Here is a 24,543-nt window from a genome sequence, read left to right on the forward strand (position 1 = left end):
GAAAGTGGGGGTGATCGACCTGAAGAATAAGTCGATCACCATGGGTAAAGGATGTTAAAAAGTGTTCACCATGTCTGCGAACACCTGTCTACCATGTCCCCGGACTGTACATGGGGAGAGGGCCGGGGTGAGGGGCGTGGCGTAATGCCACCTGAGACATTCACATGTCCGGTAGCGGAAGATAAAACTGAACGGACCCCGATCCGCCCCAGCACAATCGCTTGTGTTTGTGACGAAGAGGCGAAACAGAAAAAAGGCCAAAAAAAGCCCCCACGCGCTGGTGAGGGCTTCTCTATTCATCCCCTCTCCCGCACGGGGAGAGGGGCAGGGTGAGGGGAAAAACTACTCGTTAATCCTCGGATGCTGATCCACCAGCAGAGCACGCTTCGCCTGCAGCGTTTCGATTTCCTTATCCAGGTCCTCAATTTTCTGCTCGATATTGTCGTGATGCTCCTGCACGATTTCACGCGCTTCGGCAATATCAGACGCCGCAGGCGTCGCGCCTTTCAGCGGCTTATTGGCGGTCTCTTTCATGGTGATCGCGGTAATCAAGCCGATAATCGCCACCACCATCAGGTAGTAAGCCGGCATCATCAGATTTTGCGTACTTTCGACCAGCCATGCGGCAAGCGTTGGTGTCAGGCCGGCAATCAGCACCGAAATGTTAAAGGCGCTCGCCAGGGCGCTATAGCGGATGTGGGTCGGGAACATCGCCGGTAAGGTCGAGGCCATCACCCCAATAAAGAAGTTCAGCACCACCGCCAGCACCAGCAATCCGGCAAAAATCAGCCCAATGGCGCCGCTGTTAATCAGCATAAAGGCCGGGATAGCGAACGCGAACAGGCCAATACTGCCGAGGAAGACAAACGGGCGACGACCAAAACGGTCGCTCAGCAGGCCGATCATCGGCTGAACGAACAGCATCCCCACCATAATGGCGATGATGATCAGCACCCCGTGCTCTTCCGAGTAATGCAGGTTATGGGACAGGTAGCTCGGCATGTAGGTCAGCAGCATGTAATAGGTCACGTTGGTTGAAATCACCAGACCTATACAGACCAGCAGACTGCGCCAGTGCTTAGTAGCAATCTCTTTGAACGAGACTTTTGGCCCTTCGGCCAGGCCTTCACGATCGCCTTGCTCCATTTTCTCAACGTGCTGCTGGAATGCCGGGGTCTCTTCCAGCGCATGGCGCAGATAAAGCCCGATAATACCTAACGGCAACGCGAGGAAGAACGGAATACGCCACCCCCAGTCGAGGAAGTTTTCTTCGCCAACGATAGCGGTAATCAGCACAACCACGCCCGCGCCGCAGACGAACCCGGCTATCGAACCGAAGTCCAGCCAGCTGCCCATAAAGCCGCGTTTACGGTCGGGAGAGTATTCGGCTACAAAAATAGACGCGCCGGTATATTCCCCGCCGACCGAGAAGCCCTGGGCCATTTTTGCCAACAGCAGCAGGATAGGTGCCCAGATGCCGATAGTGGCGTAAGACGGGATAAGCCCGATGGCAAACGTACTGAGCGACATGATGACAATGGTGATAGCCAGGATTTTTTGACGACCGTATTTATCCCCTAGCATCCCGAAGAACAGTCCACCTAGCGGGCGAATCAGGAAAGGAACAGAGAAGGTCCCCAGGGCGGCAATCATCTGCACGCTAGGGCTGGCGTCCGGGAAGAAGACTTTACCCAGAGCGTAAGCAACAAAACCGTAAACACCGAAATCAAACCATTCCATCGCGTTGCCCAGTGAAGCGGCAGTGATGGCTTTTTTCAGACGCGCATCGTCAATGATAGTGACGTCACTGACCTTGATCGGTCTGACTTTCTTTTTCCTTTTTAACATTCTTTATCCTCGTGTTTTCCTTGCGGGGGTAAAAATTCCCTCTGTAAGTGTAGTGCGCTGCGCAATAAGCGCTGGCGAAAACTGCAGCACTCAGATGAGGCGGCAATAAAGAGAAGTGAAAAGTAATAACCAATTGAAACTATGTGAAATGCAATGCTTAAACTAGTCTCATAAATTATGTGGCTAATACTTAGAACTGTGATCAATATCAAATTTTTTAACTAAAGTAAAATTTCGCTACGCCGAAATAACATGCATACCACCAAAGAATTAACATCTGGATAACCTCTCAAAGGGAGTTGCTATGTCCGCCCATGTGCCGGTCACCCAGCGTGAATACACGCTTGATGACGATACGACCCTGATGTCCACCACCGATCTGAAAAGTTACATTACGCACGCGAACGATACCTTCGTGCAGGTCAGTGGCTACTCGCTACATGAGCTAAGCGGCGCCGCGCACAACCTCGTGCGACATCCCGATATGCCCAAAGCGGCCTTTGCCGATATGTGGTTCACCCTGCAGCAGGGCGAGCCGTGGACGGGCATCGTGAAAAACCGCCGTAAAAACGGTGACCATTACTGGGTACGTGCCAATGCGGTGCCGGTGGTGCGTCACGGCAAAACCACAGGCTATATGTCTATTCGCACCAAAGCCTCGCCGGAAGAGATTGCCGCTGCGGAGCCGCTCTACAAGGCGCTGAACGAAGGCCGCAGCAACAAGACCGTCTATAAAGGCCTGGTGCTGCGTAAAGGGCTGTTCGGCAAGCTGCCGACTATGTCTCTGCGCTGGCGTATTCGCGGGTTAATGAGCGGTTTGTTTGTTCTGCTCATGGCCTCGGCGTTTGCCCTCGGGCAAAGCCCGCTGCAGATGTTAGCTATTGCGGCATTTACCGCCTTCACTTGCGTATTACTGGAATGGCAAATTGCCCGTCCGCTGGAAAACGTGGCTCGCCAGGCGCTGGAAGTGGCCACCGGCAACAGCCACCGCGTGAAGCATCTTCAGCGCAGCGATGAAATCGGGGTGATCCTGCGCTCCATCGGCCAGCTTGGGCTGATGTGCCGCTGGCTTATCAACGACGTCAGCAGTCAGGTCGCGAACGTGCGCAGCGGCAGCGAGGCGATGGCCAAAGGGAATGACGATCTGAATGAACGTACCCGCCAGACGGTGGTTAACGTGCAGCAAACGGTGGCGACCATGAACCAGATGGCGGCGTCGGTGCAGACCAACTCGGAAACCGCCTCGGCGGCAGACAAACTTTCCAGCTCCGCCAGCGACGCGGCGGCGCAGGGCGGGCAGGCGATGGAAACCGTGGTCACCACCATGGACGACATTGCCGACAGCACCCAGCGCATCGGCTCCATCACCAGCCTGATTAACGACATCGCCTTCCAGACCAATATCCTGGCGCTTAACGCGGCGGTAGAGGCGGCTCGAGCCGGTGAGCAGGGCAAAGGGTTTGCCGTGGTGGCCGGGGAAGTGCGTAACCTGGCGCAGCGTAGCGCCAGTGCGGCCAACGATATCCGCAAGCTGATTGACGCCAGCGCCAGCAAGGTGCAGTCCGGCACGGTGCAGGTGCATGAGGCGGGGCGCACCATGCAGGATATTGTAGCTCAGGTGCAGAACGTCACTCAGCTTCTCGGGCAGATAAGCCACGCCACGTCAGAGCAGGCGGATGGCCTGGCGGACATTACCCGCGCGGTGGCAGAGCTGAACGCGATAACGCAGAAAAACGCTGCGCTGGTGGAAGAGAGCGCGCAGGTCTCGGCGATGGTGAAGCACCGCGCTACTCGCCTCCAGGATGCGGTCACGGTTCTGGGTTAAGGTGTTTCCGGCGGTTAGCCAGCGCTATCCGGCTGGCTCCGCTTATACAGGCGGCGAGGGTGACCAATCTTGCCGTACAGCATTTCGACGCTGAGAAAGCCTTTTTCTACGCAGTGTTCCAGGTAGCGGCGGGCGGTGGTTTTGCTGAGTTTGGTTTCGCTGACCACGTCGTCTACCGAGAAACAGCGCTGAGCTTCGGCTTCGCGAAACAGGCGCTGGACCAGTTCCAGCGTGTTCTCCTCGATACCTTTGCTGCCCGCATCCAGCGGGGCGTTGCGCGCCTGCAGCTCATAAAGCTTATCGACGTTCTGCTGATCCACCACTTTCCATTCGCGCTGCTGCTGGCTGAACTGCACGAAGCGCTCCAGTGAGTGGCTCAGGCGCTTCCACGAGACCGGCTTGAGGATGTAGTCAAACGCGCCGCTGCGAATCGCCTGGCTGCAGGTGTCCATATCGCTGGCGGCGGTAATGAAGATCACCGAGCAGGCGTGCTGTTTTAAAAGGTCGCTGCCAAACAGCGTGATGCCTTTCCCGTCCGGCAGATAGTTATCCAGCAGGATAAGCTGCGGCTGCTTTTCCAGCATCAGGCGCTGGGCGGCCGCCAGGCTGTTGGCTATTCCCACCAGGTGCAGGTGGGGATGCTTATCAATCAGCTCCGCGTGAAGTTCGGCCAGTTCGCTCTCATCCTCCACGATAAGCACGTTAATCATTTCATTTTGCATACTCAAAAGCCTTACGTTGGGCTGAGGTCGCTCCCCGGAACGACAACATCTGGAATAAATACTGAGAACACGGTGCCGCTCGGCAGGTTATCGGAAACCTCCACCGTGCCCTTCGCCAGCGCGACGTAGCTGGCGATCAGGTGCAGGCCGAGCCCGTGGTCGCCGTGGGTTTTGGTGGTGACGCCCGGCGTGAAAATATGGTCACGCAGTTCAGGCGCAATGCCGACGCCGTGGTCGGCCACCTCGATGACCAGCTCCCGGTCGTTTATCACGATATAGACTTCCACCGGCTGGTGCTCGCCTTCGGCGCGCTGGGTGGCCTCGATGGCGTTATCCAGCAGGTTACCAATAATCGAAATCAGCTCGGATTCCGGCACGTTGCTCGGCATTCTCGTCATGCTGCAGGCCGGATCGAACGCCAGCGACACGCCTTTCTCACGCGCTCTGGCGTATTTGCCCAACAGCAGGCCGCACAGCGTGGCGGAACAGAAGCGTGCGGAGACAAAATCCAGCACTTCCTGGGCGTGCTCGGACTGCGCTTTGATATAGCGTTTGGCGTCATCGTAGCGAGCCATGTGCAGCAGCCCGGCGAGCGTTGCCATGCGGTTAAGCTGCTCGTGCCGCATGATGCGTAGGTTGTCCACGTAGCGTTTCACCTGGCTGAGCTGGAAGCTCAGGCTATCAATATCTTTGCGGTCGCGGAAGGTGATCACCCAGCCCTGCAGCACGCCCTCAAGCTCGATACGAACCCGGCTGGCAAGCACGCTGAGATCGTTAAAGGCGCAGATTTCATCGTGGGTATCTCGCGCCAGCATGACTTCAGGATCGAAGAACGTCACCGGCTGGATCACCTCGGCAATCTGCTTGCCGCGGATCTCGCGTGAAGGTTGTTCCAGGCCCAGCAGTTTCTTCGCCGCCTTGTTGATCACCTCGATCTGCGAGCGGCTGTCGATGGCGATCACGCCTTCGTAGATCGACTCCATCATCGCTTTTTGCTGGCGCACCAGCAGGCTGATCTGCCGCGGCTCCAGCGAGAACATCTGCCTTTTGATACTGCGGGTGAAGTACCAGGAAAAGATAAACAGCGCCAGCAGCAAAATGATCGCCGCCAGCAGGATGTTGATCACCTTGCCGGACGTGACGTCATCGAGGTAGCTCTTCAGGTAGCCCACCGACACAATGCCAATCACCTTGCCGTGCTGGTCGAAGATTGGGGCTTTGCTGCGCAGCGACAGGCCGAGGCCGCCTTTGCGCAGCGTGGTGATGCTTTTGCCCTGCAGCACTTCCTCGTTATCGCCGCCGACCAGCGTTTTGCCCACGCGGTCGGCATGCACGGAATGATAGAGATGAATGCCGTGCTCGTCGCCGATGACGATAAAGCTGGCATCGCTATGCACGACCAGCTTTTGCATAAAGTTGTGTATTGCCGGAATATCTTTTTTTTCCACCGACTCCTGCAGGGTAGGAATTAAGGCAATCTCTTCCGCCTGAATTCTCGCCCGGGTGCTCATTTCCTGATAAAGCTGGCGGCCAACGTCGAAATAGTAATAGGTTCCGAGCATGGCAAAGAGGACGGAAAAAAAGGCAACCAGGTAGATAAACAAGCGTATCTGAAAGGAAACTTTCATAGGCCAGGCGTGTATTCAGTGAGGCAAAATGGCAGCTTAACACCGATGCCCCGCTGGCTGCGCGGCTTTGAACGAAAGTTTGAACAACCTCACGCAACGGCACTTTTCGTTAATTTCAGCCAATTTTTTTGCACTCTCTTAAGGTTTGTCTAAGCCAGGAATAAAAACCATAAAAACCACGAAGAAATAAAAACCATTAACGCCATAGATGCCTTTAAATTAACGGTTTTAATCTGCTACCCCTCACATTACAGGGGTATTTAATCTTTTAGTCTGCCCCGACAAATTAAAAAAAGGGGCTTGATATGAGCACGACCGATGATTCCTACAACATCATTCCTGAATCCATTGATATTAATAAGCCGACGCTCAAAGAGCGCTGGTGGCATATTCTCGACAGTTGGAAAGTGGGGATTATCCCGCTGCCGCTGTTTGTGCTGGCAGGGGCGCTGATCGCCATCGACTGCCTCGGCGGTAAACTGCCGAGCGATATCGTGGTGATGGTGGCGACGCTGGCCTTCTTCGGCTTTGCCTGCGGCGAATTTGGTAAACGCCTGCCGGTGATCGGCAAAATGGGTGCCGCCGCCATCTGCGCCACCTTCATCCCTTCCGCGCTGGTGTACTACGGCCTGCTGCCGGACGTGGTGGTGGAGTCCACCACCAAATTCTATAAATCCACCAACATCCTTTACCTCTACATCTGCTGCATCATCGTCGGCAGCATCATGAGCATGAACCGCACCACGTTAATTCAGGGCTTCCTGCGTATTTTCTTCCCGATGCTGTGTGGCGAAGTCGTGGGCATGATTGTTGGCATGGGCGTTGGTCTGGCGCTGGGCCTTGAGCCGTTCCAGATCTTCTTCTTCCTGATCCTGCCGATCATGGCCGGGGGCGTTGGGGAAGGGGCGATCCCGCTTTCCATCGGCTACGCCACGCTGCTGCATATGGATCAGGGCGTGGCGCTGGGCCGTATTCTGCCTATCGTGATGCTGGGCAGCCTGACGGCGATCGTTATCTCCGGCTGCCTGAATCAGCTGGGAAAACGCTTCCCGCACCTGACCGGCGAAGGTGAACTGATGCCGGGTAAAACCAACGGCGGTGAAAAAGAGCAAACCGCCGCCCTGTTCAACGGCAAAGCAGATGTGACCACTATCGCTTCCGGCGCGCTGCTGGCGGTGCTGCTCTACATGGTGGGTATGCTGCTGCACAAACTGATTGGCCTGCCGGCTCCGGTCGGGATGCTGTTTGTCGCGGTGCTGATCAAACTTTGCCACGGCGTTTCCCCACGCATGCTGGCGGGCTCGCAGGTGGTTTATAAATTCTTCCAGACCGCCGTGACCTATCCAATTCTGTTTGCCGTGGGCGTCGCCATTACGCCGTGGAATGAGCTGGTTGACGCTTTCACTATTACCAACCTGCTGGTCATCGTCAGTACCGTCAGCGCGCTGGTGGCGACCGGTTTCTTCGTCGGTAAAAAAATCGGTATGCATCCTATCGACGTGGCCATTGTGTCCTGTTGCCAGAGCGGGCAGGGCGGGACCGGCGACGTCGCCATTCTGACCGCCGGTAACCGCATGTCGCTGATGCCGTTCGCCCAGATTGCAACCCGCATTGGCGGGGCGATCAACGTCTCGGTGGCGCTGCTGGTGCTTGGCAACTTTCTTGTCTGACTTTTGATTAACCAGGAACTGTTATGAAACTCGCAAGTTATGTACTTCAGGGCCAGCGGAGCTACGGCGTGGTAACGCCGGAAGGCATCGTTGACCTGGGCCGCCGTTTAGGCTCGCGTTTTGCGGATTTAAAGGCTTTGCTGGCGGCAGACGCGGTGCATGAAGCGCTGGCGTTTGCCGGGCTGAAGGCCGATGTGGCGGCGTCAGACGTTCGCTGGCTGCCGGTCATCGAACGCCCGGAGAAAATTCTCTGCGTCGGCATGAACTACGCTGACAAGCGCAAAGAGTTCGACCAGCACAATCCGGCTCCAACCCTGTTTGTGCGCTTTGCAGACTCCCAGACCGGGCATGACTCCCCGGTGGTAAAACCGCATCACTCCAGCGAGTTCGACTATGAAGGCGAGCTGGCGGTGATCATCGGCAAAGGTGGGGTGAATATTTCTGCGGCGGATGCCCTGAACCACGTCGCGGGCTACAGCTGCTATATGGACGGGTCGGCGCGCGACTGGCAGCACACCTGGTTTACCGCCGGGAAAAACTGGCCGCAGACCGGGGCTTTTGGCCCGTGGATGACCACGTCGGATGAAATTCGCGATCCGCACGATCTGGCGATCCGCACCTGGCTGAACGGGCGCATGGTGCAGGAAGACAACACCAGCAGCATGATCCACAAGGTTGCCGAGCTTATCGAATACATCTCGACTTTTACCTCGCTCAGCGCGGGGGACGTGATCATCACCGGTTCTCCCGGTGGCGTCGGCAAAAAGCGCACGCCGCCGCTGTTCATGCAGCCGGGCGACCGCATTGAAGTTGAAATTGAGCGCATTGGCCATCTCAGCAACGTGATCGTTGCGGCCCGCGAGCCTCTGGCTTCCGGGGCGGTGGCGCACTAACGCTATGTTCCAGCCCAACCCCATCGAGTTCAGTACCGTCGATCCGCTGCGGCAGCCGCAGGCGCTGGCCGCCATTCGGGATCTGCTGGGGCGGAACCAGCTCGGGCTGGACGGCGACATTCAGCTGTTCGTCGTCGCCCTTTCAGGGGCAAAAATCGTCGGCTGTGCCGGGCTGGCGTGGCGCACCATCAAATGTGTGGCGGTGGATGAAGCCTGGCGTGGGGATAACCTTAGCGTGCGTTTACTGGGGGAAATCCAGCATATCGCGATGGAGCGCGGGCAGGCGCATTTGTTCCTGTTCACCCGCCCCTACAACCTCGACCGGTTTCGCCAGAGCGGCTTCTGGCCGCTGGTGCAGGTGGATGAGGCGGCGGTGCTGATGGAAAACACGCCCGTCGGCATCAGCCGCTACTGCGCCGGGCTGGAGAAACTGCGGCAACCGGGCAACCGGATCGGCGCCATTGTGATGAACGCTAACCCGTTCACTCTCGGCCACCGCTATCTGGCCGAGCAGGCGGCGCAGCGCTGCGACTGGCTGCATCTGTTTGTGGTACGTGAGGACGCTTCGTTTTTTCCGTTCGAGGAGCGGTGGGAGATGGTTCGCCAGGGAGTGGCCCACTTGCCTAACGTGGTTGTGCATCCGGGGTCCGACTACCTGATCTCCCGCGCCACCTTTCCGGGCTATTTCCTGAAAGAGAGCGGGCTTATCGACAAAACCTGGAGCGCAATGGACCTGATGATTTTCCGTGACTACGTTGCCCCGGCGCTGGGCGTGACGCACCGCTTTGTCGGAAACGAGCCGTTCTGCGCGGTGACCCGGGAATACAACCAGGCCATGCGCTACTGGCTGGAAGTGCACCGCCACCACAGCGCGGCGTCAATTCAGGTGATCGAGCTGCCGCGAAAATGCCATGCCGCCGGACGAGAGATTTCCGCCTCTGAAGTGCGAGCCTTACTCAAGAGCCAGCAAATGGCCCGCATCCGGGACATTGTCCCGGACAGTACCTTTAGCCATCTCCAGCGGCACTACGCGCGGGATGTGGCCTGAATTTTTTAACCAGGACAAAGCCTTATGAGAATCGTAAAGCAAGCCTTAGCCGGGACGCTGGAGTCCAGCGATCTGCTGGTGAGAGTCGCCCCCGCCGAAGGTGAGTTCAGCCTGATGATACACAGCGAAGTACAAAAGCAGTTCGGGGAGCAAATTCGTCGTGTGGCGGAGCAGACGCTCGCTCAGCTCGGCGTGAAAGAGGGGATTTTTATTCTGGAAGACAAGGGGGCACTGGACTGCGTGATCCGCGCCCGTTTGCAAAGCGCGGTGCTCCGTGCCGCCGATGCCGAACAGATTGACTGGGGAAAACTACAATGAAAAAACTCCGTCGCAGCATGTTGTTCCTCCCCGGCGCTAACGCCGCCATGCTCTCCACCGCTTTTATTTACCGCCCGGATTCGATCATGTTCGACCTGGAAGACGCCGTGGCGCTGCGTGAGAAAGACACCGCCCGCGTGCTGGTGTTTCACGCGCTGCAGCATCCGATGTACCGCGACATCGAAACCGTGGTTCGTATTAACCCGCTTAACACCCCGTTTGGCCTGGCCGATCTCGAGGCCGTCGTGCGCGCCGGAGTGGACGTGGTGCGCCTGCCAAAAACCGACACGCCGGAAGATATCTTCCTGCTGGAATCTCACCTCGAGCGCATTGAGCGTGAGTGTGGCCGAGAGCCAGGCTCCACCAAACTGATGGCGGCGATTGAATCCGCCGTCGGCGTGATCAACGCCGTCGCCATCGCACGTTCTTCCCCTCGTCTGATTGGTATTGCGCTGGCGGCGTTTGATTACGTGATGGATATGCAAACCGAGCGTGGCGACGGCACGGAGCTGTTCTATGCCCGCTGCGCGGTGCTGCATGCCGCGCGCGCCGCCGGGATTGACGCGTTCGACGTGGTTTGGTCTGACGTGAATAACGAGGCCGGGTTCCTGCGGGAAGTCGAGCTAATCCGCAAAATGGGCTTCAACGGTAAATCGCTGATCAACCCCCGGCAGATTGAGCTGCTGCATAACGCCTACGCGCCAACTCAGGACGAAGTCGATTATGCCCGCCGGGTGATTGCCGCCGCCGACGAAGGGGAGCGCAACGGCCTGGGCGTAGTGTCGCTCAACGGCAAGATGATCGACGCGCCAATCATTAACCATGCGCAGGTGGTGCTTGAGCGCGCCGCGGCTTCCGGCGTGCGCCGTTAAGGACAAAACAATGAGCAATATGACCGAACTTTTACACCTTGAGTATCCGCATCTGGCCCATCTGCGAAGCTTCGACGGGGCGCATCAAACCACGCCGTGGCTGGCGGATGCCGAAGCGAAGAAAACCCGTAAGCTTTGCGACACGCTGGAGCAGGCGATTGCCCAAAGCGGGCTGAAGGACGGCATGACCATCTCCTTCCACCATGCTTTCCGGGAAGGCGATCGGGTGATTAATCACGTGGTTGCCACGCTGGCTCGCCTTGGATTTAAAGATCTGACGCTGGCCTCAAGTTCGCTGATGACCTGCAACGAAGCGCTGATTGAGCCCATTCGTAACGGTGTGATCACCCGCATTTACACCTCCGGGATGCGCGGCAAGCTGGCGGAAGCGATCTCTCATGGCCTGATGGCCGAGCCGGTACAAATCCACTCCCACGGCGGGCGCGTGAAGCTGCTGCAGGACGGCGAGCTAAAAATCGACGTGGCATTTCTCGGCGTGCCGTGCAGCGACGAATACGGCAATGCCAACGGCACTCACGGTAAATCCTGCTGCGGCTCGCTGGGCTACGCCAAAGTAGACGCCCATTTTGCCCGCAAAGTCGTGCTGTTAACCGAAGAACTGGTGCCGTTCCCCAATATGCCCGCGAGCCTGATGCAGGATGAGGTGGACTACATCGTGCAGATCGACACCGTAGGCGATCCGGCCAAAATCAGCGTCGGGGCAGCACGTGTCACCAGCAACCCCCGCGAGCTGATGATTGCCCGCACCGCAGCGGAAGTGATTGAACATTCGGGCTACTTCCGCCCCGGCTTCTCCATGCAGACCGGCTCCGGCGCGGCGGCGACCGCCTGCACGCGCTTTATGGAAGAAAAAATGGAGCGTAATGGCGTCGTCGCTCGCTTTGCCCTCGGGGGGATCACCGGCAGCCTGGTGGATCTCCATGAGAAAGGGCTGATCGAAAAACTGCTCGACACCCAGTGTTTTGACGGCCAGGCCGCCGCCTCTCTGGCGCGTAACCCGAACCACGTTGAGATCTCCACCAACGTTTATGCCAATCCCGGAGCGAAGGCCACGAGCTGCGATCAGCTTGATGTGGTGATCCTCAGCGCGCTGGAGATCGATATCGACTTTAACGTCAATGTGATCACCGGATCTGACGGCGTTATGCGCGGCGCATCCGGCGGACACTGCGACGTGGCGAGCGCGGCAAACCTGACTATCGTGGTTGCTCCGCTGCTGCGCACGCGCATTCCTACCGTTGTTAAACGGGTGACCACGCGCGTTACGCCAGGTGAAAGCATTGATGTGCTGGTGACGGATCACGGCGTGGCGGTTAATCCGGCCCGGCCGGAGATCCGTGAACGGCTTGAGGGTGCGGGAATGAAGATCGTGAGCATAGAAGATCTTTACCAGCGCGCTATTTCCCTGACCGGCGAGCCGAAGCCGATCGAATTTACGCCGCGCATCGTCGGCGTGATCCGCTACCGCGACGGCAGCGTGATCGACGTGGTGCGTCAGGTCAAAGAGGAGTCAGCCCAATGAGTGAAACGCTTGTGGAAGCGGAAGGCGTTACCCTTGCAGCCCTGCTTGAGGCGAAAGAGCGGCGGGCGCACCGGCAGCAAGAGTGGCTGGTTAAGTACCGGCAGCCGGTGCTTTCCCTGACGCTGGTGACGCCCGGCCAGGTAAAGGACAGCATTCGCTACCGCAACTGCATGGCGGTAGCGCTGCAGGCCTGCGACCAGCTGCTGTGGGGCAACCGCTGGCCGGTGCTCGAGCGGCAGGTACTGTGGCTGCCGACCGGGGCCGAAGCGATGTGGAGCGTGGCGCATTCGGCCAGCGAACTTAAGGCGGCAACCGTCGGGCTGGAGCAAACCCATCCGCTCGGCAGGCTGTGGGATGCGGATGTGATTTGCCCCGACAATGGCCCGGTCGGGCGGACTTCGCTGGATTTGGCGGGCCGGCGCTGCCTGGTGTGCAACGAGCCCGCGCATGCCTGTGCACGCTCCCGCCGCCACCCCATGGATGAAGTGACCGCGCGCGTCGAGAGGCTGATAGATGGCTGGTTTGCCAGGGATTAAATCAAATACTGCCGCCGCCCCGGATGTGCCAGCCCTGGCGCGGCAGGCGCTGCTGGACGAGGTGTGGCTAACGCCAAAGCCGGGGCTGGTGGATGCCGCCAACAACGGCTCGCACCGGGACATGGATCTGCCAATGTTTCTCGGCAGCATTGCGGCCATTGGCCCCTGGTTCAGCACGTTCCACGCTTTAGGACGTGAACATGCCGGGCGAGGTGCCAGTGAGATGCTGCGGCTCATCCGTCCGGCGGGCATCGCCTGCGAACAGGCGATGTATCAGGCCACTCATGGCGTGAATACGCACAAAGGTGGCGTGTTTTCGCTGGGGCTGCTTTCTACCGCCGCTGGCCGTCTGCAGGGGCAGGACAAAGCGCTAACTGCATCGGCGGTGTGTTCCACCGTGAGCGAGATCTGCAGCGGGATTGTGGAAAGAGAACTGGTCGCGGCCCGGAAGGCTTCTTCCGTTGGCGAAAGGCTTTATCAGCAGTTTGGCCTGACCGGCGCACGCGGCGAGGCGGAAAGCGGATTCCTTACTGTGCGCCAGCACGTGCTGCCTTACTGGCAGGCGGAAAGCTGCCCGAAGCGCCGTCTGCTTGCGGCGATGTTGCGTCTGATGGCTGCTAACCCAGACACCAATCTTGTGTCGCGCGGCGGGCTAAACGGACTGCGCTATGTGCAGCGTTACGCTGCGCGCCTGATTCAGCAAGGCTGGCACGAGGACGATCTTCGGCAAATGGATGCCGATCTTATTGCCCGCAACCTCAGTCCCGGCGGGAGCGCGGATCTGCTGGCCGTCAGCGCTGTTTTAGCGGAAATTGCGGTGTGAAGGCAACGCAGCACGAATTTCATGCTAATGAGACCCGTTTTTGTCTAGTCTGAGGTTTTCACTCTTGATAATAAAAGGAGTAACTCATGGCTCAGACCGCAGAGAAAAACCGTCGCTTTGTGCTGGCGAAGCGCCCGCAGGGGATGCCGACCCGCGAAGATATCCATCTGGAAGAAGTGGCTGTTCCGACGCCGGGAAAAGGTGAAGTGCTGCTACGCACGCTTTTCCTCTCCCTCGACCCGTATATGCGCGGGCGCATGAGCGACGCCAAATCCTACTCGGCGCCGATTGCCATCGGTGAAGTTATTGTGGGGGGAACCGTCAGCCGCGTGGAAAGCTCTCAGCATCCTGATTACCAGCCGGGCGACCTGGTTCTGGCCGACTCTGGCTGGCAGGATTATTCACTTTCCAACGGGGAAGGCCTGCAGAAGCTGGAGAAAAACATGTCTCATCCTTCCTGGGCGCTGGGACTGCTTGGCATGCCGGGCTTTACCGGCTATATGGGGCTGACGGACATCGGTAACCCGCAGCCGGGTGAAACCGTGGTGGTTGCGGCAGCCAGCGGCGCGGTGGGTTCGGTTGTAGGGCAAACGGCTCGCCTTCGCGGGGCGAGAGTTATCGGCATTGCCGGCGGGGAAGATAAGTGCCGCTATGTGAAGGACACGCTGAAGTTTGATGAGTGCCTCGATCACCGTGCCAGTGATTTCGCTGAACAGCTCGCCAAAGCCTGCCCGAACGGCATCGACGTCTACTTTGAAAACGTCGGCGGGGCGGTGTTTGACGCCGTCTTCCCGCTGCTGAATACCAAAGCGCGTATCCCGGTTTGTGGCATGATCAGCCAGTACAACGGCAACAACAGCGCCTTTGAGCACGATCGTCTGCCGGAGCTAATGGCGACTATCCTGAAAAAACGTATGCGCGTGGAAGGGTTTATCATCAGCCAGGATTACGGCCATCGTTACCCGGAATTCTACAAACAGATGAGCGAGTGGATCGCCGCCGGAGAGATTGAGTTCCGCGAGGATATCGTGGACGGGCTGGAAAACACCGTGGAGGCGTTCCAGGGGCTGCTGGCCGGGAAGAACTTCGGCAAGCTGATTGTGAAGGTGGCGGAGTAAAGGGAGGACTCTGGCGGCAGAGTGTCGCCTCTTAGTCAAAATCTTTACGATTATGTAGAGTCGGCTAAGGTTCCGTTCACTTCCAGCCCTGTTTTATATGTAACCCGGCATAGGTGAACGTCTCAGGGGAGTCACCGTCACTCCCCTAAGAACCCGGACTCCCGGCCAAATAAATCGACCGCTGAAGCGGCAGACCTCCGTTTTATCTCCCAGTCCTGGGTCGCCTGAGATGCGTTCCCGACGCTCTCGGCCACAACGTCTCTGCTTCTTTTACCCTCTCCCTCGAAGGGAGAGGGAATAAACAATGTTTCCCGTAGATTTTGTTTTCTCCCTCGCCCCTTTGGGGAGAGGGCTGGGGTGAGGGGAGATTTGTTCCCGGCTCTCATCGCCCCCGGGTATGACCCAACTCAGGCGGGGTTGAGCTGTCGGGAACAGCGAAAGAGAGCGATCGTCGGGAACGCATCGCGAACGACCCCGAATGTTTGGGTGATGGCCGGTGGGTTTACCGCTTCAGCGGCGATGAGCTCGCCGGGCGCCGGGGGTTGTCAGGGGGCATGGCGTAGTGCCCCCTGACACGTTCACTGTCTCTGTACCTGTAGGGTAAAAAGAGATACGGGTGAACGGAACTTAAGCCGCTCTCTTTATAGATAACTTGTGTGAACAGCCAACAGTTTCATGTCCCCCTTAAATGAGAATTTTTTTTATTTCCCTGCTGTACTTGCTAAATGACGGCGGACGTGAGAGATTAGCACCCGGTTTGGAACACAGACCTTATGAAAGCAGTTTTAGTAAAGCAGTCCTCAGTTCAAGCGCTATCTTAGATATCCCTTCTTCTCGAGTCTCCTCCTAAGTGCCCAAATAAGTCCAACTCTGCTGAACAGACCATGTTCGCCGCGTTTAGTGGCTCAAGAAACTGAAAAGGTAATATCTATGTCTAACAAAATGACTGGTTTAGTAAAATGGTTCAACGCTGAGAAAGGTTTCGGCTTCATCTCTCCTACCGATGGCAGCAAAGATGTATTCGTACACTTCTCTGCAATCCAGAGCGACAGCTTCAAAACCCTCGACGAAGGCCAGAAAGTTGAGTTCTCTATCGAGAACGGCGCTAAAGGCCCAGCTGCTGCTAACGTTGTTGCGCTGTAATCCAGCCTGACGTTTCAGAAGTGAAGAAACCCGCTACGGCGGGTTTTTTTGTGCCCGCAGTTTGTAGATGTCTGATATCTTTTGCCCTCTCCTGCCTAATGTTGTGTGTTAAATTGTGATTTTGGTTAACCAATTATCCCTTCCTGATTGACACGCTTGCCGAATTGGCCGAACTTAGACGTTATCTTATGCACCAAAAGAGGTGCTTAATCATCAGTGTGTACTGGTCAACCAATTTGAGTTGTGAGGGGATATTATGAAGCAAACCTGGCGCTGGTATGGTCCAAACGATCCGGTCAGTCTGGCCGACGCCCGGCAGGCGGGGGCGACAGGGATCGTCACCGCGCTGCACCACATTCCGAACGGTGAAGTGTGGCCGGTCGAAGAAATACTGAAACGCAAAGCCGTGGTGGAGGCCGCCGGGCTGGTCTGGTCGGTGGTGGAAAGCGTGCCTATCCACGAAGAGATCAAAACCCATCGCGGGCAGTACGATTTGTGGATCGGCAATTACTGCCAAAGTCTGCGTAACCTGGCGGAATGCGGTATCTACACCGTGTGCTACAACTTCATGCCGGTGCTGGACTGGACGCGCACCGATCTCGAATACCCGCTGCCGGACGGTTCCAAAGCGCTGCGCTTTGACCAAATCGAATTCGCCGCGTTTGAGCTGCATATTCTGAAGCGCAAAGGGGCTGAAGCTGACTACAGCGCGGAAGAAATCGAACAGGCAAACCGACGCTTCGCGGAAATGCGCGAGGATGAAAAAGCGCGGCTGACTCGCAACATCATCGCTGGCCTTCCTGGCGCAGAAGAAGGCTACACGCTCGACCAGTTCCGCGCCCAACTGGACACCTACCAGGATATCGATAAAGCGAAACTTCGCGAAAACTTTGCCTACTTCCTTGAGGCAATTATCCCGGTTGCGGAGCAGGTTGGCATCAAAATGGCGGTTCACCCGGACGATCCTCCGCGTCCCATCCTTGGCCTGCCGCGCATTGTTTCAACTGTGGAGGATATGCAGTGGATGGTGGAGGCGGTGAACAGTCCGGCGAATGGCTTCACGATGTGTACCGGCTCTTACGGCGTGCGGGCCGATAACGACCTGGTCGGCATGATTAAACGCTTTGGGCCTCGTATCTACTTCACGCACCTGCGCTCAACGCTGCGGGAAGAAAACCCTAAAACCTTCCACGAGGCCGCACACCTTTATGGTGACGTGGATATGTATGAAGTGGTGAAAGCCATTGTGGAAGAGGAGCAGCGCCGGAAAGAAGCAGGGCAAAGTGAACTGATTCCGATGCGCCCGGATCACGGCCATCAAATGCTGGATGACCTGAATAAAAAGGTGAATCCAGGCTATTCGGCGATTGGCCGCCTGAAAGGGTTGGCCGAAGTGCGTGGCGTTGAGATGGCCATCCAGCGCGCGTTCTTTGGTAAATAGCCCTCACTGGGCCAGGGAATGGGTCAACCAGTTATGCTATAGTCCGGCTCATTCCCTACCTGCCGTGAGTAAAGATGAAACCGCAAATCCAGGACAAACCTGCCGCGCAGCCGCAGCGGCCTTATCAGGAAGTGGGCGTGATGCTGCGCGACATGATTGCGCGACAGCAATACGCCCTGGGGGATCGTCTTCCGCCCGAGCGTGAAATCGCGGCGCTGCTGTCGGTGAGCCGGACCGTGGTGCGTGAAGCGCTGATCATGCTGGAGATTGAAGGGCTGGTGGAAGTCCGCCGTGGGGCGGGTATTTTTGTGGTTGCCATGCCGGATAAACTTGTTAACCCTCCCGTTAGCACGAGCCAGTGCAACGATGCCGGGCCGTTTGAGCTATTGCAGGCGCGTCAGCTACTGGAAAGCAATATCGCGGAGTTTGCCGCCCAGCAGGCCACACGGGAAGATATTCTCAAAATGCGTCAGGCCTTGCAGGTAGAAGAGCAGGAACTGGCTGCCGGGGATAACGAAAGCGGCGACAGGCAGTTCCATCTTGCCGTGGCCGAGGCCACCCACAACAGCATGCTGGTGGAGTTGTTTAAGCAGTCCTGGCAGTGGCGTGAAAACAACCCGATGTGGATCCAGCTGCACAGTCATCTGGAGAACAACCACTATCGGCAAGAGTGGCTCGCCGACCATAAACAAATCCTTGCGGCGCTGATCAAGAAAGACGGCAAAGCGGCCAAACACGCGATGTGGCAGCACCTGGAAAACGTCAAAAACCGGCTGCTGGAACTGTCCGACGTCGATGATATTAACTTCGACGGATATTTGTTCGAGTCTTGGCCGCTGAACGAGCCTGGGCGTTAACCCGGGCTTATTTCACACGAACTGCCGCTGCAGCAGCTCGCCGCTTTGCTGTAAATCCTGCTGCGGGTTGCGGCCTATCAGCACATATTCATACCCCTTACTGCGCCACCAGACCAGGTTAAGGCCGCGGCGGACTTCGTGCTTCAGCGTAGGGCTGTCGGCTGCCTTGCTGCGGGAAATACACAGCGCCATCGGCCCGTAGCTGGCGTGCAGGTAGGCCATCTGCGCGATGGAGGTGCTGTCGTAGCGCAGCATCCTCACGCTTTTTAGCTCGGCTTCCGGCAGCTCAACTTCACCTTGCTGCAGCCTGAGGCCGATATCCTGCTGCATACGGTTCAGGCCGTTTTGCAGCGCCTGAGGCGTGACGTTGATGTCCGCCAGCGTTTCGGCGCTGTAAAGCGACATGTACTGCGCAATCAGGTCGCGAATTTCTGGCTCGCCGCTAAGTTTTTGCTCGCCGGGACGAATAAAGCGCCCGGCCAGCACGCCGACGGCGAGGAAGCTGAGGGAGGCGGCGATCAGGCTGCGGCGGCTAACGCCTTGTGTTTGCGGCTTCATGTTCACCGGCTGATGCAGCAGCACGTTGAGTTTGGCCTGCATTCTATCGACTGGCGCTTCTTCCAAAAGTGGGGCAAAAGCCTGTTCCAGCGGCAGATGGCTTTGCATGAGCGGCTCAACGCGCGCGGCCAGATCGGCGTCGTTATTCAACTGCTGCTCAAAGACGTGGCGTTCATCCTCGCGCATTTCGCCGTCCAGCCAGGCCACGATAGCCTCATCGCTCCACGGAGCGGAGAAGGATTGACGCGTCATTGGAGCTCCTTCTTCATCGTCGGCATCAGGCGCCTGGCCAGCGTCAGGCGCGCGGCGGCCAGGCGGCTCATCACGGTGCCAATGGGAATGGCCAGCGTGTCGGCTGCTTCCTGATAGGTAAAGCCCTCGACATACACTAAAAACACGGTATTGCGCTGGGCTTCAGGCAGCTCGCTAACCTGCTGCAGCAGCGCGTGATACTGGTGCTTGTCTTCGGTATTTTCGCTGTCTGCCAGCTGGCTCAGTTCGTCGATGTCGACAAAGCCCTGGCCCTGGCGAACGCGCAGGGCGCGAATTTCGTTGATCCAGATAGAGTACAAAATCGCAAACAGCCAGCGGTCTATCCGTGTCCCGGACTGAAACTGACTGCAGCGCTCTAAAGCGCGCACGCAGGTGGACTGAACCAAATCTTCAGCCACATCACGATTGCGGGACAGCACCATGCCGTAACGCCAGAGGCGAGCAAGGTGCTGGGCCAGCTGTAAACGAACTTCGTTGACGGTGATTTTTATGCCCTCAGCCTTAGGACTCTGGGTGCCCGTCAATGGCGGCTTTTAAATCGCGATACTCCTCGCAGCCGGTTCCGCAGAGCGTTTTAATGGTCCCTAACTGGGCTTTCGCCAGGTCAGGGCGGCCCTTAATCATCCACGCTTCGCCAAGATATTCGCGCACTTTGGCATAGTGCGGATCCAGGGCGATGGAGCGCTGATAATAGCCGATTCCTTCGTCGGTGCGCCCCAATTTTCTTGTGGCGTAGCCCCGGTAGTTCCAGGCTTCACGCGTGTTGGGCTGCTGCAGGGTATCCAGCAGGTTTAACGCCTCCTGATACCGGCCTGATTTTGCCAGATGGTAAGCATATTGCGTCTTGTCGCTGTCGCTTAACATGCTGCTCTTTTCCACGGTACAGGTTTTGGTTTTGCTGTCGTACACCTGGCCTTTCGGGCAGTCCGGCGTTTTGGCATCATCGTCGCCCATGGCGCTGGCGGTGGCGGAGTAGAAAAGTCCGCTGGTCACGAGGCACAGCAAAGGCAGCAGTTTACGAGTTGAAGGCATGTTCATGGTGTCGTCCTGTAGGTTAACGAGAGTGGCCTTTGCAGGTGGGGAGCATGCGGCGCAGCGTGCCGTCACGCAGAACATAGTGGTGGATCAGGGCGGCGACAGCATGCGCGCCCGCCAGCAGGATTAGCGCCCAGGCCACGTTGTTGTGCAGCATCGCCAGGGTATGGCGCAGCGTCGGATCGATGTTAAACACGTCCGGGACTTCAAACAGGTTGAAGAACCAGAAGGGTTCGCCCTGCGCCCAGCGGAACAGGAAGCCAAGCGTGACCTGAGTCAGCAACAGGATGTAAAGCACGCCGTGCGTGGCATGGGCGGCAAGGCGGAATGCGCCCGGCATCGGCACTTTCTCCAGCTTTCGCGACGGCGAAAAAGCGGCGCTGATGCGCCAGATTAGCCGGACGACCATCACCGCCCCAAGCAAAATGCCGAACGAAATGTGTAGCGATTGCAGGCCTTTGCGAAGCGGAGTGCCGCGCTCAAGCACTTCCCAGACGTGCGCGCTGGCAAACAGAAATATCACGCAGAAGGCGGTTAGCCAGTGGAGGGCCATGCTAAAGGCGTCGTAGCGCTTGTGAGGCGGCGTAGCTTCGGGGGGCAGGTAACTCATGATTGTCTCTTCCTCAGGTTCTTGTAAGGAGTAAACAATCGGGGTGGGGAAATTATTCGGCGAAAACGAAAAAAAAGTCAGGCGCTCCGCAGAGGCCTGACTTGATCGGGGCTGGAGGGCAGCTTAAAGGGCTTTTTCCCACACGGACTGCGGCAGTAAATAAACCGCTTTTTCAGCGTGCTGGCCGTCGGTCACGATGTGTTTGATGCCGCTTGCCATCACGGCCAGCGTCACGTCGAAGGCGTTCAGGCTGTCGCCGAAGCCGGCGGTCAGGTTCAGCATTGAGCCGTTCGCCATCAGGTAAAGCGTTTTGCCGTTGAGCTGGTACGCGTTGATAAACGGCATCACTTCTTCGGTCGGATATTGCTGCAGGTAGCCGCAGTCGATCTCTTCCGCAACGTGGCCCACGTTCAGCACAAACACGCCGTCTTTGGCTTTATCCAGTACCGCTGCGCTGACGACTTTTTTCGCCCCGGTGGCGGTGGCGACAACGTCAGTGGTAGCAATCACGTCATGAATATCAACCACGTGCCAGCCGTCATAGGCGGCCTGCAGGCGGCGGGCCGGATCTAACTCGGCAACCATCACCTGGCCACCGTAGGCTTTGGCGGCGGCAGCAACGCCCTGGCCCACCAGGCCATAGCCAATCACCAGCACTTTCTTTTCGTGCAGGGTGAGGTGAGTGGTCTGGAAGAAGGTCTGCCAGGCGGTGAGGCCAACCATGTGGCGGTTATGCAGGCCTTCTTTTACCGGCAGATCGTCCCAGTTAAAGATCGGGTAGCCAGGGCGGAGATCCGCGAGGCGGTTGACCCCGGAGCCGGTTGCTTCCAGGCAGGCAACCACGTCGCCAAACTCGCCACGCTGATGCAGCAGCGTGGTGATGTCCGCGCCCATTTCGCACAGATGCGTTGGGCGCCAGGCGATGGCTTTTTCCCACGAGTCGCGCCAGTCGGCGTCGTTCATATTGCGCCATGCGCTGGCTTCCGCCCCGGCGGCGACCAGGTAAGCGACAACGTCATCCTGTACGGTGGTTGGGTTGCAGGTGGTGAGGAAGACTTTGGCATTTTTCTTCAGCAGGCCTTCAACCAGCGGGATCATTTTCAGGTCGAGATGCATATTGCAGGCGATGCGAACGTGGCTTAAGTCGGGCAGCGCCTGAACCTGTTTGAGGGTGCGAACCATGTGGCGAGTAGACCACGCAATCTCTTTGTTAAACATCTCGTTCTGGGTGCTCACGTCTTTTCCTTATTAATTGTTTTTACTGATTTTTATAGAATATATCATCACGTTAACGGACGTCAGAATAGCAAAACGATGGCCGGTTGTTAATCGCTGAACCCGGCGCGGCAGGCGTGACGTCTGCTTACCAATGTTTTGTTTTTTTCCTCGGTTTCTTCTCTATAGTAAAAGTTTCATTCCCTGATAAAAACGAGAAAAACATGATCAAAAAAGCGCTTGTTATGTTGCTGAGCAGTGCCTTCTTGACCCCGATGATAGCGAATGCCGACAGCACGATAGTCTTCCTGCGTCACGGTGAGAAACCGGCTAACAATAGCGGGCAGCTCACCTGCAAAGGGCTGAATCGCGCGCTGCAATTGCCGTCGGTTCTGCTGAGCCAGTACGGCAAACCGGATGCCATCTACGCCGCCGCGCCGAAAGAGAACAAAACCGGCAGCTCGCTGCGCCCGTTAACCACCATCACGCCGACCGCGATCCGCCTTTCTCAGGCCATCGACCTGCACCACCACGCGGAGCAGACGGATGAGCTGGCGGATGATTTACTGAAAACTCAGAGCAGCGGCCGCCTGACTTTTGTCTCGTGGGAGCACAAAAACCTGGTGATCGCGGCGCAAAAGCTGGTGAAGGCAACCGGCGGCGACCCAACCGTGGTGCCAAAATGGCCGGGCAGCGATTTTGATTCGCTGTACATCATCAAACTGGACGATCAAAAGCGATTTAAATCTTTCACCCACGGGGCTGAAGGGCTGAATAACGTGCCGGACAGCTGCGCGGGCGCGAGCTGACAGAAAAGAAAAACCCGTCTGGAAGACGGGTTTTTTTATGCACTTAGCCAAAGAGGATTACCACCACACTTCAGCCTGAACGCCAGCCATAAACTCGTTCTTGCTGTTTTCGTTAAAGCGGAAGTTTGACAGCTCGTTGTCCAGAATATTCAGGTATGTGCCGTAGAAACGAATTTCAGGCCGCGAGCCGAGCAGGCTTGGGCCAACCTTCAGAGCGTGATAGAGCGTGGTTTTGTAGCCCGACTCTTTCAGGTTAACCCCTTGCTCGGTTTTGTTTTTCTGGGTAAACCAGCTCAGCTCCAGGCCGGTCTGATTCCAGGTATCCCAAATCCACGCCGGGCGAATCACGGCCCGAATGCTGCTGAAGTCGCTGTGGGCGCCGCTCTCATAGCTATAAACATCGCTACCCTGGGAGTAAACCAGCGCGTTAGCCATGATGATCCTGTCCGCGAGGTACATTTCCCCCTGCGAAATCAGACGCCAGGCCACGCCGTCCGTCTGTTCGCCGTAGTAATATCGGCCCGGTGCCATGGAGTTGCTGGCTCCCGAGAAGTTCGCGAAGCTGCTGGCATAAGAGTTATTGGCCACCTGCAGGGTAAACTCGTTGAAGGTGTCGCGCGGCAGATCCTGGCGCACAATGGCCGTCGCCATCCAGGTATCCTTCAGTTTAAAGAAGGAGCCGTTATTTTCGTTGTCCTTCTGGTCGTCAGTTTTATTGGCAAAGGCGTATTTGCCCATCAGCGACAGCGAGCCTTTTTCCCACAGCGGAATGTTGCGGTAGCGCAGGTCAACCGAGTTGGTGTTCATCTGCGTGGTGTGGCTGAAGTCGCGGGAATAAACGTCGACGTCGTTGCGGCTGAGGGAGGCGTCAAGCTGGCCGACGCCCAGGTTCCAGTTTTGGATCCCGACGGCCGCCGCCACCTGGGTGGTTAAGGATTTCCAGTCGAGCATCTGGATTTCGTACTCAGGCAGCTTGTGCTTCCCGACCCAGAAGTCTGCTTCCGGCGCAAACGGCAGGAAGCCTCTGGTGGTCAGGAAAATATCGCTGAACTGCATGATGTTTTCATTGCCATTGTTGTCGCCAAACCAGGCGTCGTTATACTGCTCCCCGACGTTACCGTCGTAGGTCACGATGGCGTTGGCGGTTTTGCCGTCCTGGTTGTAGACGCGCTGGTTCAGCGTTAAGTCGAACCAGCCGCTCATTTCGTTGCCGAAACGACCCAGCGACCCGGCGGCGTAGGTTTGAGCCGACCCGCGATTGGCCGCTGCCCAGCCGGAACGGAAATAACCTTCGTAGCTAAAGCCAATATCATCTTTAATGTATTTACTGATGTCTTTCAGGGTAACGTTTTCTACGGTAGTTTTGCCACCTTCGTTATTGACCACGGCCACTTTTTGCGTGCCTTTCACCGGCGTTGGTGCCGGCTTAGTATCGAGATGATTATTTTCATTCTCAATGTTGTCGGCTACCGGAGAATAAACCGTCTGATTGACCGGTGCCGGGCCAGACTGCACGTTGTTACCGGCTGGCTGCAGTTGGGCGACCTTATCTTTATATATGGCCAATTCTTTCTGTGTTTTATTTAATTCTGATTTGTTTTCTGATAATTGTCTTTCAAGTAATTCCAGACGCTGCTCTACCGTTAATTTTGCTGCCATTACGTGGGTTGAGGATAACGCCAGAAGGATGGATGAAGACAATAAGCTAACCTTCAATAAATTTGAATTCATAGAATGTCCCAGAAGTATAATTATTAT

23 protein-coding genes are annotated in these 24,543 nt (G+C 57.1%); 14 read left to right on the forward strand and 9 right to left on the reverse strand.

The window, feature by feature from the left end; translation table 11 throughout:
- Positions 1–342: 342 nt before the first annotated feature.
- Positions 343–1,848 (reverse strand): glycine betaine/L-proline transporter ProP, encoded by a 1,506-nt coding sequence (proP, locus tag WFN87_RS07270; RefSeq protein ID WP_008460508.1) that lies wholly within the window; start codon positions 1,846–1,848, stop codon positions 343–345.
- A gap of 304 nt (positions 1,849–2,152) precedes the next feature.
- Between proP and WFN87_RS07275 the strand changes: the two genes are divergently transcribed.
- A complete protein-coding gene (locus tag WFN87_RS07275) occupies positions 2,153–3,673 on the forward strand; it encodes a methyl-accepting chemotaxis protein (RefSeq protein ID WP_336983898.1) in 1,521 nt (506 codons plus the stop codon).
- Between the two features lie 14 nt (positions 3,674–3,687).
- Here the strand turns inward: WFN87_RS07275 and WFN87_RS07280 are convergent, their stop codons facing one another.
- Together WFN87_RS07280 and WFN87_RS07285 are read right to left on the reverse strand one after the other, a co-directional pair.
- A complete protein-coding gene (locus tag WFN87_RS07280; RefSeq protein ID WP_008460511.1) occupies positions 3,688–4,395 on the reverse strand; it encodes a response regulator in 708 nt (235 codons plus the stop codon).
- An 11-nt stretch (positions 4,396–4,406) separates the two neighbouring features.
- Positions 4,407–6,023, reverse strand: a complete 1,617-nt coding sequence (locus WFN87_RS07285) for an ATP-binding protein (protein WP_008460512.1) — start codon at positions 6,021–6,023, stop codon at positions 4,407–4,409.
- A 305-nt stretch (positions 6,024–6,328) separates the two neighbouring features.
- On the opposite strand from WFN87_RS07285, the gene WFN87_RS07290 reads away from it, so the two are divergent.
- The 12 genes from WFN87_RS07290 to uxuR all read left to right on the forward strand — a co-directional run bounded on the left by WFN87_RS07290 (position 6,329) and on the right by uxuR (position 18,285).
- A complete protein-coding gene (locus WFN87_RS07290) occupies positions 6,329–7,693 on the forward strand; it encodes a 2-hydroxycarboxylate transporter family protein (protein ID WP_008460515.1) in 1,365 nt (454 codons plus the stop codon).
- Between the two features lie 23 nt (positions 7,694–7,716).
- Positions 7,717–8,586, forward strand: a complete 870-nt coding sequence (locus tag WFN87_RS07295; RefSeq protein ID WP_008460517.1) for a fumarylacetoacetate hydrolase family protein — start codon at positions 7,717–7,719, stop codon at positions 8,584–8,586.
- Positions 8,587–8,590: 4 nt separating this feature from the next.
- Entirely contained in the window at positions 8,591–9,634 is a 1,044-nt protein-coding gene (gene citC / locus WFN87_RS07300; RefSeq protein ID WP_336983899.1) for a [citrate (pro-3S)-lyase] ligase, read from the forward strand.
- A 24-nt stretch (positions 9,635–9,658) separates the two neighbouring features.
- Positions 9,659–9,952: a citrate lyase acyl carrier protein gene (gene citD, locus WFN87_RS07305; protein WP_008460521.1), complete on the forward strand. Its 294-nt coding sequence runs from the start codon at positions 9,659–9,661 to the stop codon at positions 9,950–9,952.
- Positions 9,949–10,824, forward strand: a complete 876-nt coding sequence (gene citE, locus WFN87_RS07310) for a citrate (pro-3S)-lyase subunit beta (RefSeq protein WP_008460523.1) — start codon at positions 9,949–9,951, stop codon at positions 10,822–10,824. Before citD ends, citE begins: the two co-directional genes overlap by 4 nt.
- A gap of 10 nt (positions 10,825–10,834) precedes the next feature.
- The gene (gene citF, locus WFN87_RS07315) at positions 10,835–12,367 is read left to right on the forward strand and encodes a citrate lyase subunit alpha (protein ID WP_336983900.1); all 1,533 of its coding nucleotides are present in this window, start codon (positions 10,835–10,837) and stop codon (positions 12,365–12,367) included.
- Positions 12,364–12,903, forward strand: coding sequence for a citrate lyase holo-[acyl-carrier protein] synthase (citX, locus tag WFN87_RS07320; protein WP_008460526.1), 540 nt, complete (start codon positions 12,364–12,366; stop codon positions 12,901–12,903). The genes citF and citX overlap by 4 nt, the downstream gene beginning before the upstream one ends.
- Entirely contained in the window at positions 12,881–13,726 is an 846-nt protein-coding gene (gene citG / locus WFN87_RS07325; RefSeq protein ID WP_336983901.1) for a triphosphoribosyl-dephospho-CoA synthase CitG, read from the forward strand. The genes citX and citG overlap by 23 nt, the downstream gene beginning before the upstream one ends.
- An 86-nt stretch (positions 13,727–13,812) precedes the next feature.
- On the forward strand, positions 13,813–14,844 hold the full coding sequence (locus tag WFN87_RS07330; protein WP_008460530.1) for an NADP-dependent oxidoreductase: 1,032 nt from the start codon (positions 13,813–13,815) through the stop codon (positions 14,842–14,844).
- Positions 14,845–15,774: 930 nt separating this feature from the next.
- Positions 15,775–15,987 (forward strand): transcription antiterminator/RNA stability regulator CspE, encoded by a 213-nt coding sequence (cspE, locus tag WFN87_RS07335; protein ID WP_008459989.1) that lies wholly within the window; start codon positions 15,775–15,777, stop codon positions 15,985–15,987.
- Positions 15,988–16,243: 256 nt separating this feature from the next.
- A complete protein-coding gene (uxuA, locus tag WFN87_RS07340) occupies positions 16,244–17,428 on the forward strand; it encodes a mannonate dehydratase (RefSeq protein WP_336983902.1) in 1,185 nt (394 codons plus the stop codon).
- 74 nt (positions 17,429–17,502) lie between these two features.
- On the forward strand, positions 17,503–18,285 hold the full coding sequence (uxuR, locus tag WFN87_RS07345; protein WP_336983903.1) for a Uxu operon transcriptional regulator: 783 nt from the start codon (positions 17,503–17,505) through the stop codon (positions 18,283–18,285).
- 12 nt (positions 18,286–18,297) lie between these two features.
- Here uxuR and WFN87_RS07350 read toward each other — a convergent pair whose 3' ends face one another.
- The 5 genes from WFN87_RS07350 to WFN87_RS07370 all read right to left on the reverse strand — a co-directional run bounded on the left by WFN87_RS07350 (position 18,298) and on the right by WFN87_RS07370 (position 21,979).
- Complete coding sequence (locus tag WFN87_RS07350) at positions 18,298–19,095, reverse strand: anti-sigma factor family protein (RefSeq protein WP_336983904.1); 798 nt, start codon at positions 19,093–19,095, stop codon at positions 18,298–18,300.
- A complete protein-coding gene (locus WFN87_RS07355) occupies positions 19,092–19,640 on the reverse strand; it encodes an RNA polymerase sigma factor (RefSeq protein ID WP_336983905.1) in 549 nt (182 codons plus the stop codon). The genes WFN87_RS07350 and WFN87_RS07355 overlap by 4 nt, the downstream gene beginning before the upstream one ends.
- Positions 19,618–20,070, reverse strand: coding sequence for a tetratricopeptide repeat protein (locus tag WFN87_RS07360; RefSeq protein WP_442892759.1), 453 nt, complete (start codon positions 20,068–20,070; stop codon positions 19,618–19,620). Before WFN87_RS07360 ends, WFN87_RS07355 begins: the two co-directional genes overlap by 23 nt.
- A gap of 100 nt (positions 20,071–20,170) precedes the next feature.
- The gene (locus WFN87_RS07365; RefSeq protein WP_336983906.1) at positions 20,171–20,761 is read right to left on the reverse strand and encodes a cytochrome b; all 591 of its coding nucleotides are present in this window, start codon (positions 20,759–20,761) and stop codon (positions 20,171–20,173) included.
- Positions 20,762–20,884: 123 nt separating this feature from the next.
- A complete protein-coding gene (locus tag WFN87_RS07370) occupies positions 20,885–21,979 on the reverse strand; it encodes an adenosylhomocysteinase (protein ID WP_166877660.1) in 1,095 nt (364 codons plus the stop codon).
- Between the two features lie 221 nt (positions 21,980–22,200).
- On the opposite strand from WFN87_RS07370, the gene WFN87_RS07375 reads away from it, so the two are divergent.
- Positions 22,201–22,785, forward strand: coding sequence for a histidine phosphatase family protein (locus WFN87_RS07375; RefSeq protein WP_336983907.1), 585 nt, complete (start codon positions 22,201–22,203; stop codon positions 22,783–22,785).
- A gap of 57 nt (positions 22,786–22,842) precedes the next feature.
- On the opposite strand, the gene WFN87_RS07380 is transcribed toward WFN87_RS07375, so the two are convergent.
- Positions 22,843–24,516, reverse strand: coding sequence for a carbohydrate porin (locus WFN87_RS07380; RefSeq protein ID WP_336983908.1), 1,674 nt, complete (start codon positions 24,514–24,516; stop codon positions 22,843–22,845).
- Between the last annotated feature and the right edge of the window lie 27 nt (positions 24,517–24,543).

The sequence above is a fragment of the Cedecea sp. AS113 genome (assembly GCF_037152415.1).
In the GTDB taxonomy this organism is placed as follows: domain Bacteria; phylum Pseudomonadota; class Gammaproteobacteria; order Enterobacterales; family Enterobacteriaceae; genus Cedecea.

Bases quoted from the DNA above. Each gene is read 5' to 3' on its own strand.
- proP (WP_008460508.1), bottom strand. From the start codon at position 1,848: ATGTTAAAAAGGAAAAAGAAAGTCAGACCGATCAAGGTCAGTGACGTC.
- WFN87_RS07275 (WP_336983898.1), top strand. From the start codon at position 2,153: ATGTCCGCCCATGTGCCGGTCACCCAGCGTGAATACACGCTTGATGAC.
- WFN87_RS07280 (WP_008460511.1), bottom strand. From the start codon at position 4,395: ATGCAAAATGAAATGATTAACGTGCTTATCGTGGAGGATGAGAGCGAA.
- WFN87_RS07285 (WP_008460512.1), bottom strand. From the start codon at position 6,023: ATGAAAGTTTCCTTTCAGATACGCTTGTTTATCTACCTGGTTGCCTTT.
- WFN87_RS07290 (WP_008460515.1), top strand. From the start codon at position 6,329: ATGAGCACGACCGATGATTCCTACAACATCATTCCTGAATCCATTGAT.
- WFN87_RS07295 (WP_008460517.1), top strand. From the start codon at position 7,717: ATGAAACTCGCAAGTTATGTACTTCAGGGCCAGCGGAGCTACGGCGTG.
- citC (WP_336983899.1), top strand. From the start codon at position 8,591: ATGTTCCAGCCCAACCCCATCGAGTTCAGTACCGTCGATCCGCTGCGG.
- citD (WP_008460521.1), top strand. From the start codon at position 9,659: ATGAGAATCGTAAAGCAAGCCTTAGCCGGGACGCTGGAGTCCAGCGAT.
- citE (WP_008460523.1), top strand. From the start codon at position 9,949: ATGAAAAAACTCCGTCGCAGCATGTTGTTCCTCCCCGGCGCTAACGCC.
- citF (WP_336983900.1), top strand. From the start codon at position 10,835: ATGAGCAATATGACCGAACTTTTACACCTTGAGTATCCGCATCTGGCC.
- citX (WP_008460526.1), top strand. From the start codon at position 12,364: ATGAGTGAAACGCTTGTGGAAGCGGAAGGCGTTACCCTTGCAGCCCTG.
- citG (WP_336983901.1), top strand. From the start codon at position 12,881: ATGGCTGGTTTGCCAGGGATTAAATCAAATACTGCCGCCGCCCCGGAT.
- WFN87_RS07330 (WP_008460530.1), top strand. From the start codon at position 13,813: ATGGCTCAGACCGCAGAGAAAAACCGTCGCTTTGTGCTGGCGAAGCGC.
- cspE (WP_008459989.1), top strand. From the start codon at position 15,775: ATGTCTAACAAAATGACTGGTTTAGTAAAATGGTTCAACGCTGAGAAA.
- uxuA (WP_336983902.1), top strand. From the start codon at position 16,244: ATGAAGCAAACCTGGCGCTGGTATGGTCCAAACGATCCGGTCAGTCTG.
- uxuR (WP_336983903.1), top strand. From the start codon at position 17,503: ATGAAACCGCAAATCCAGGACAAACCTGCCGCGCAGCCGCAGCGGCCT.
- WFN87_RS07350 (WP_336983904.1), bottom strand. From the start codon at position 19,095: ATGACGCGTCAATCCTTCTCCGCTCCGTGGAGCGATGAGGCTATCGTG.
- WFN87_RS07360 (WP_442892759.1), bottom strand. From the start codon at position 20,070: ATGGGCGACGATGATGCCAAAACGCCGGACTGCCCGAAAGGCCAGGTG.
- WFN87_RS07365 (WP_336983906.1), bottom strand. From the start codon at position 20,761: ATGAGTTACCTGCCCCCCGAAGCTACGCCGCCTCACAAGCGCTACGAC.
- WFN87_RS07370 (WP_166877660.1), bottom strand. From the start codon at position 21,979: ATGTTTAACAAAGAGATTGCGTGGTCTACTCGCCACATGGTTCGCACC.
- WFN87_RS07375 (WP_336983907.1), top strand. From the start codon at position 22,201: ATGATCAAAAAAGCGCTTGTTATGTTGCTGAGCAGTGCCTTCTTGACC.
- WFN87_RS07380 (WP_336983908.1), bottom strand. From the start codon at position 24,516: ATGAATTCAAATTTATTGAAGGTTAGCTTATTGTCTTCATCCATCCTT.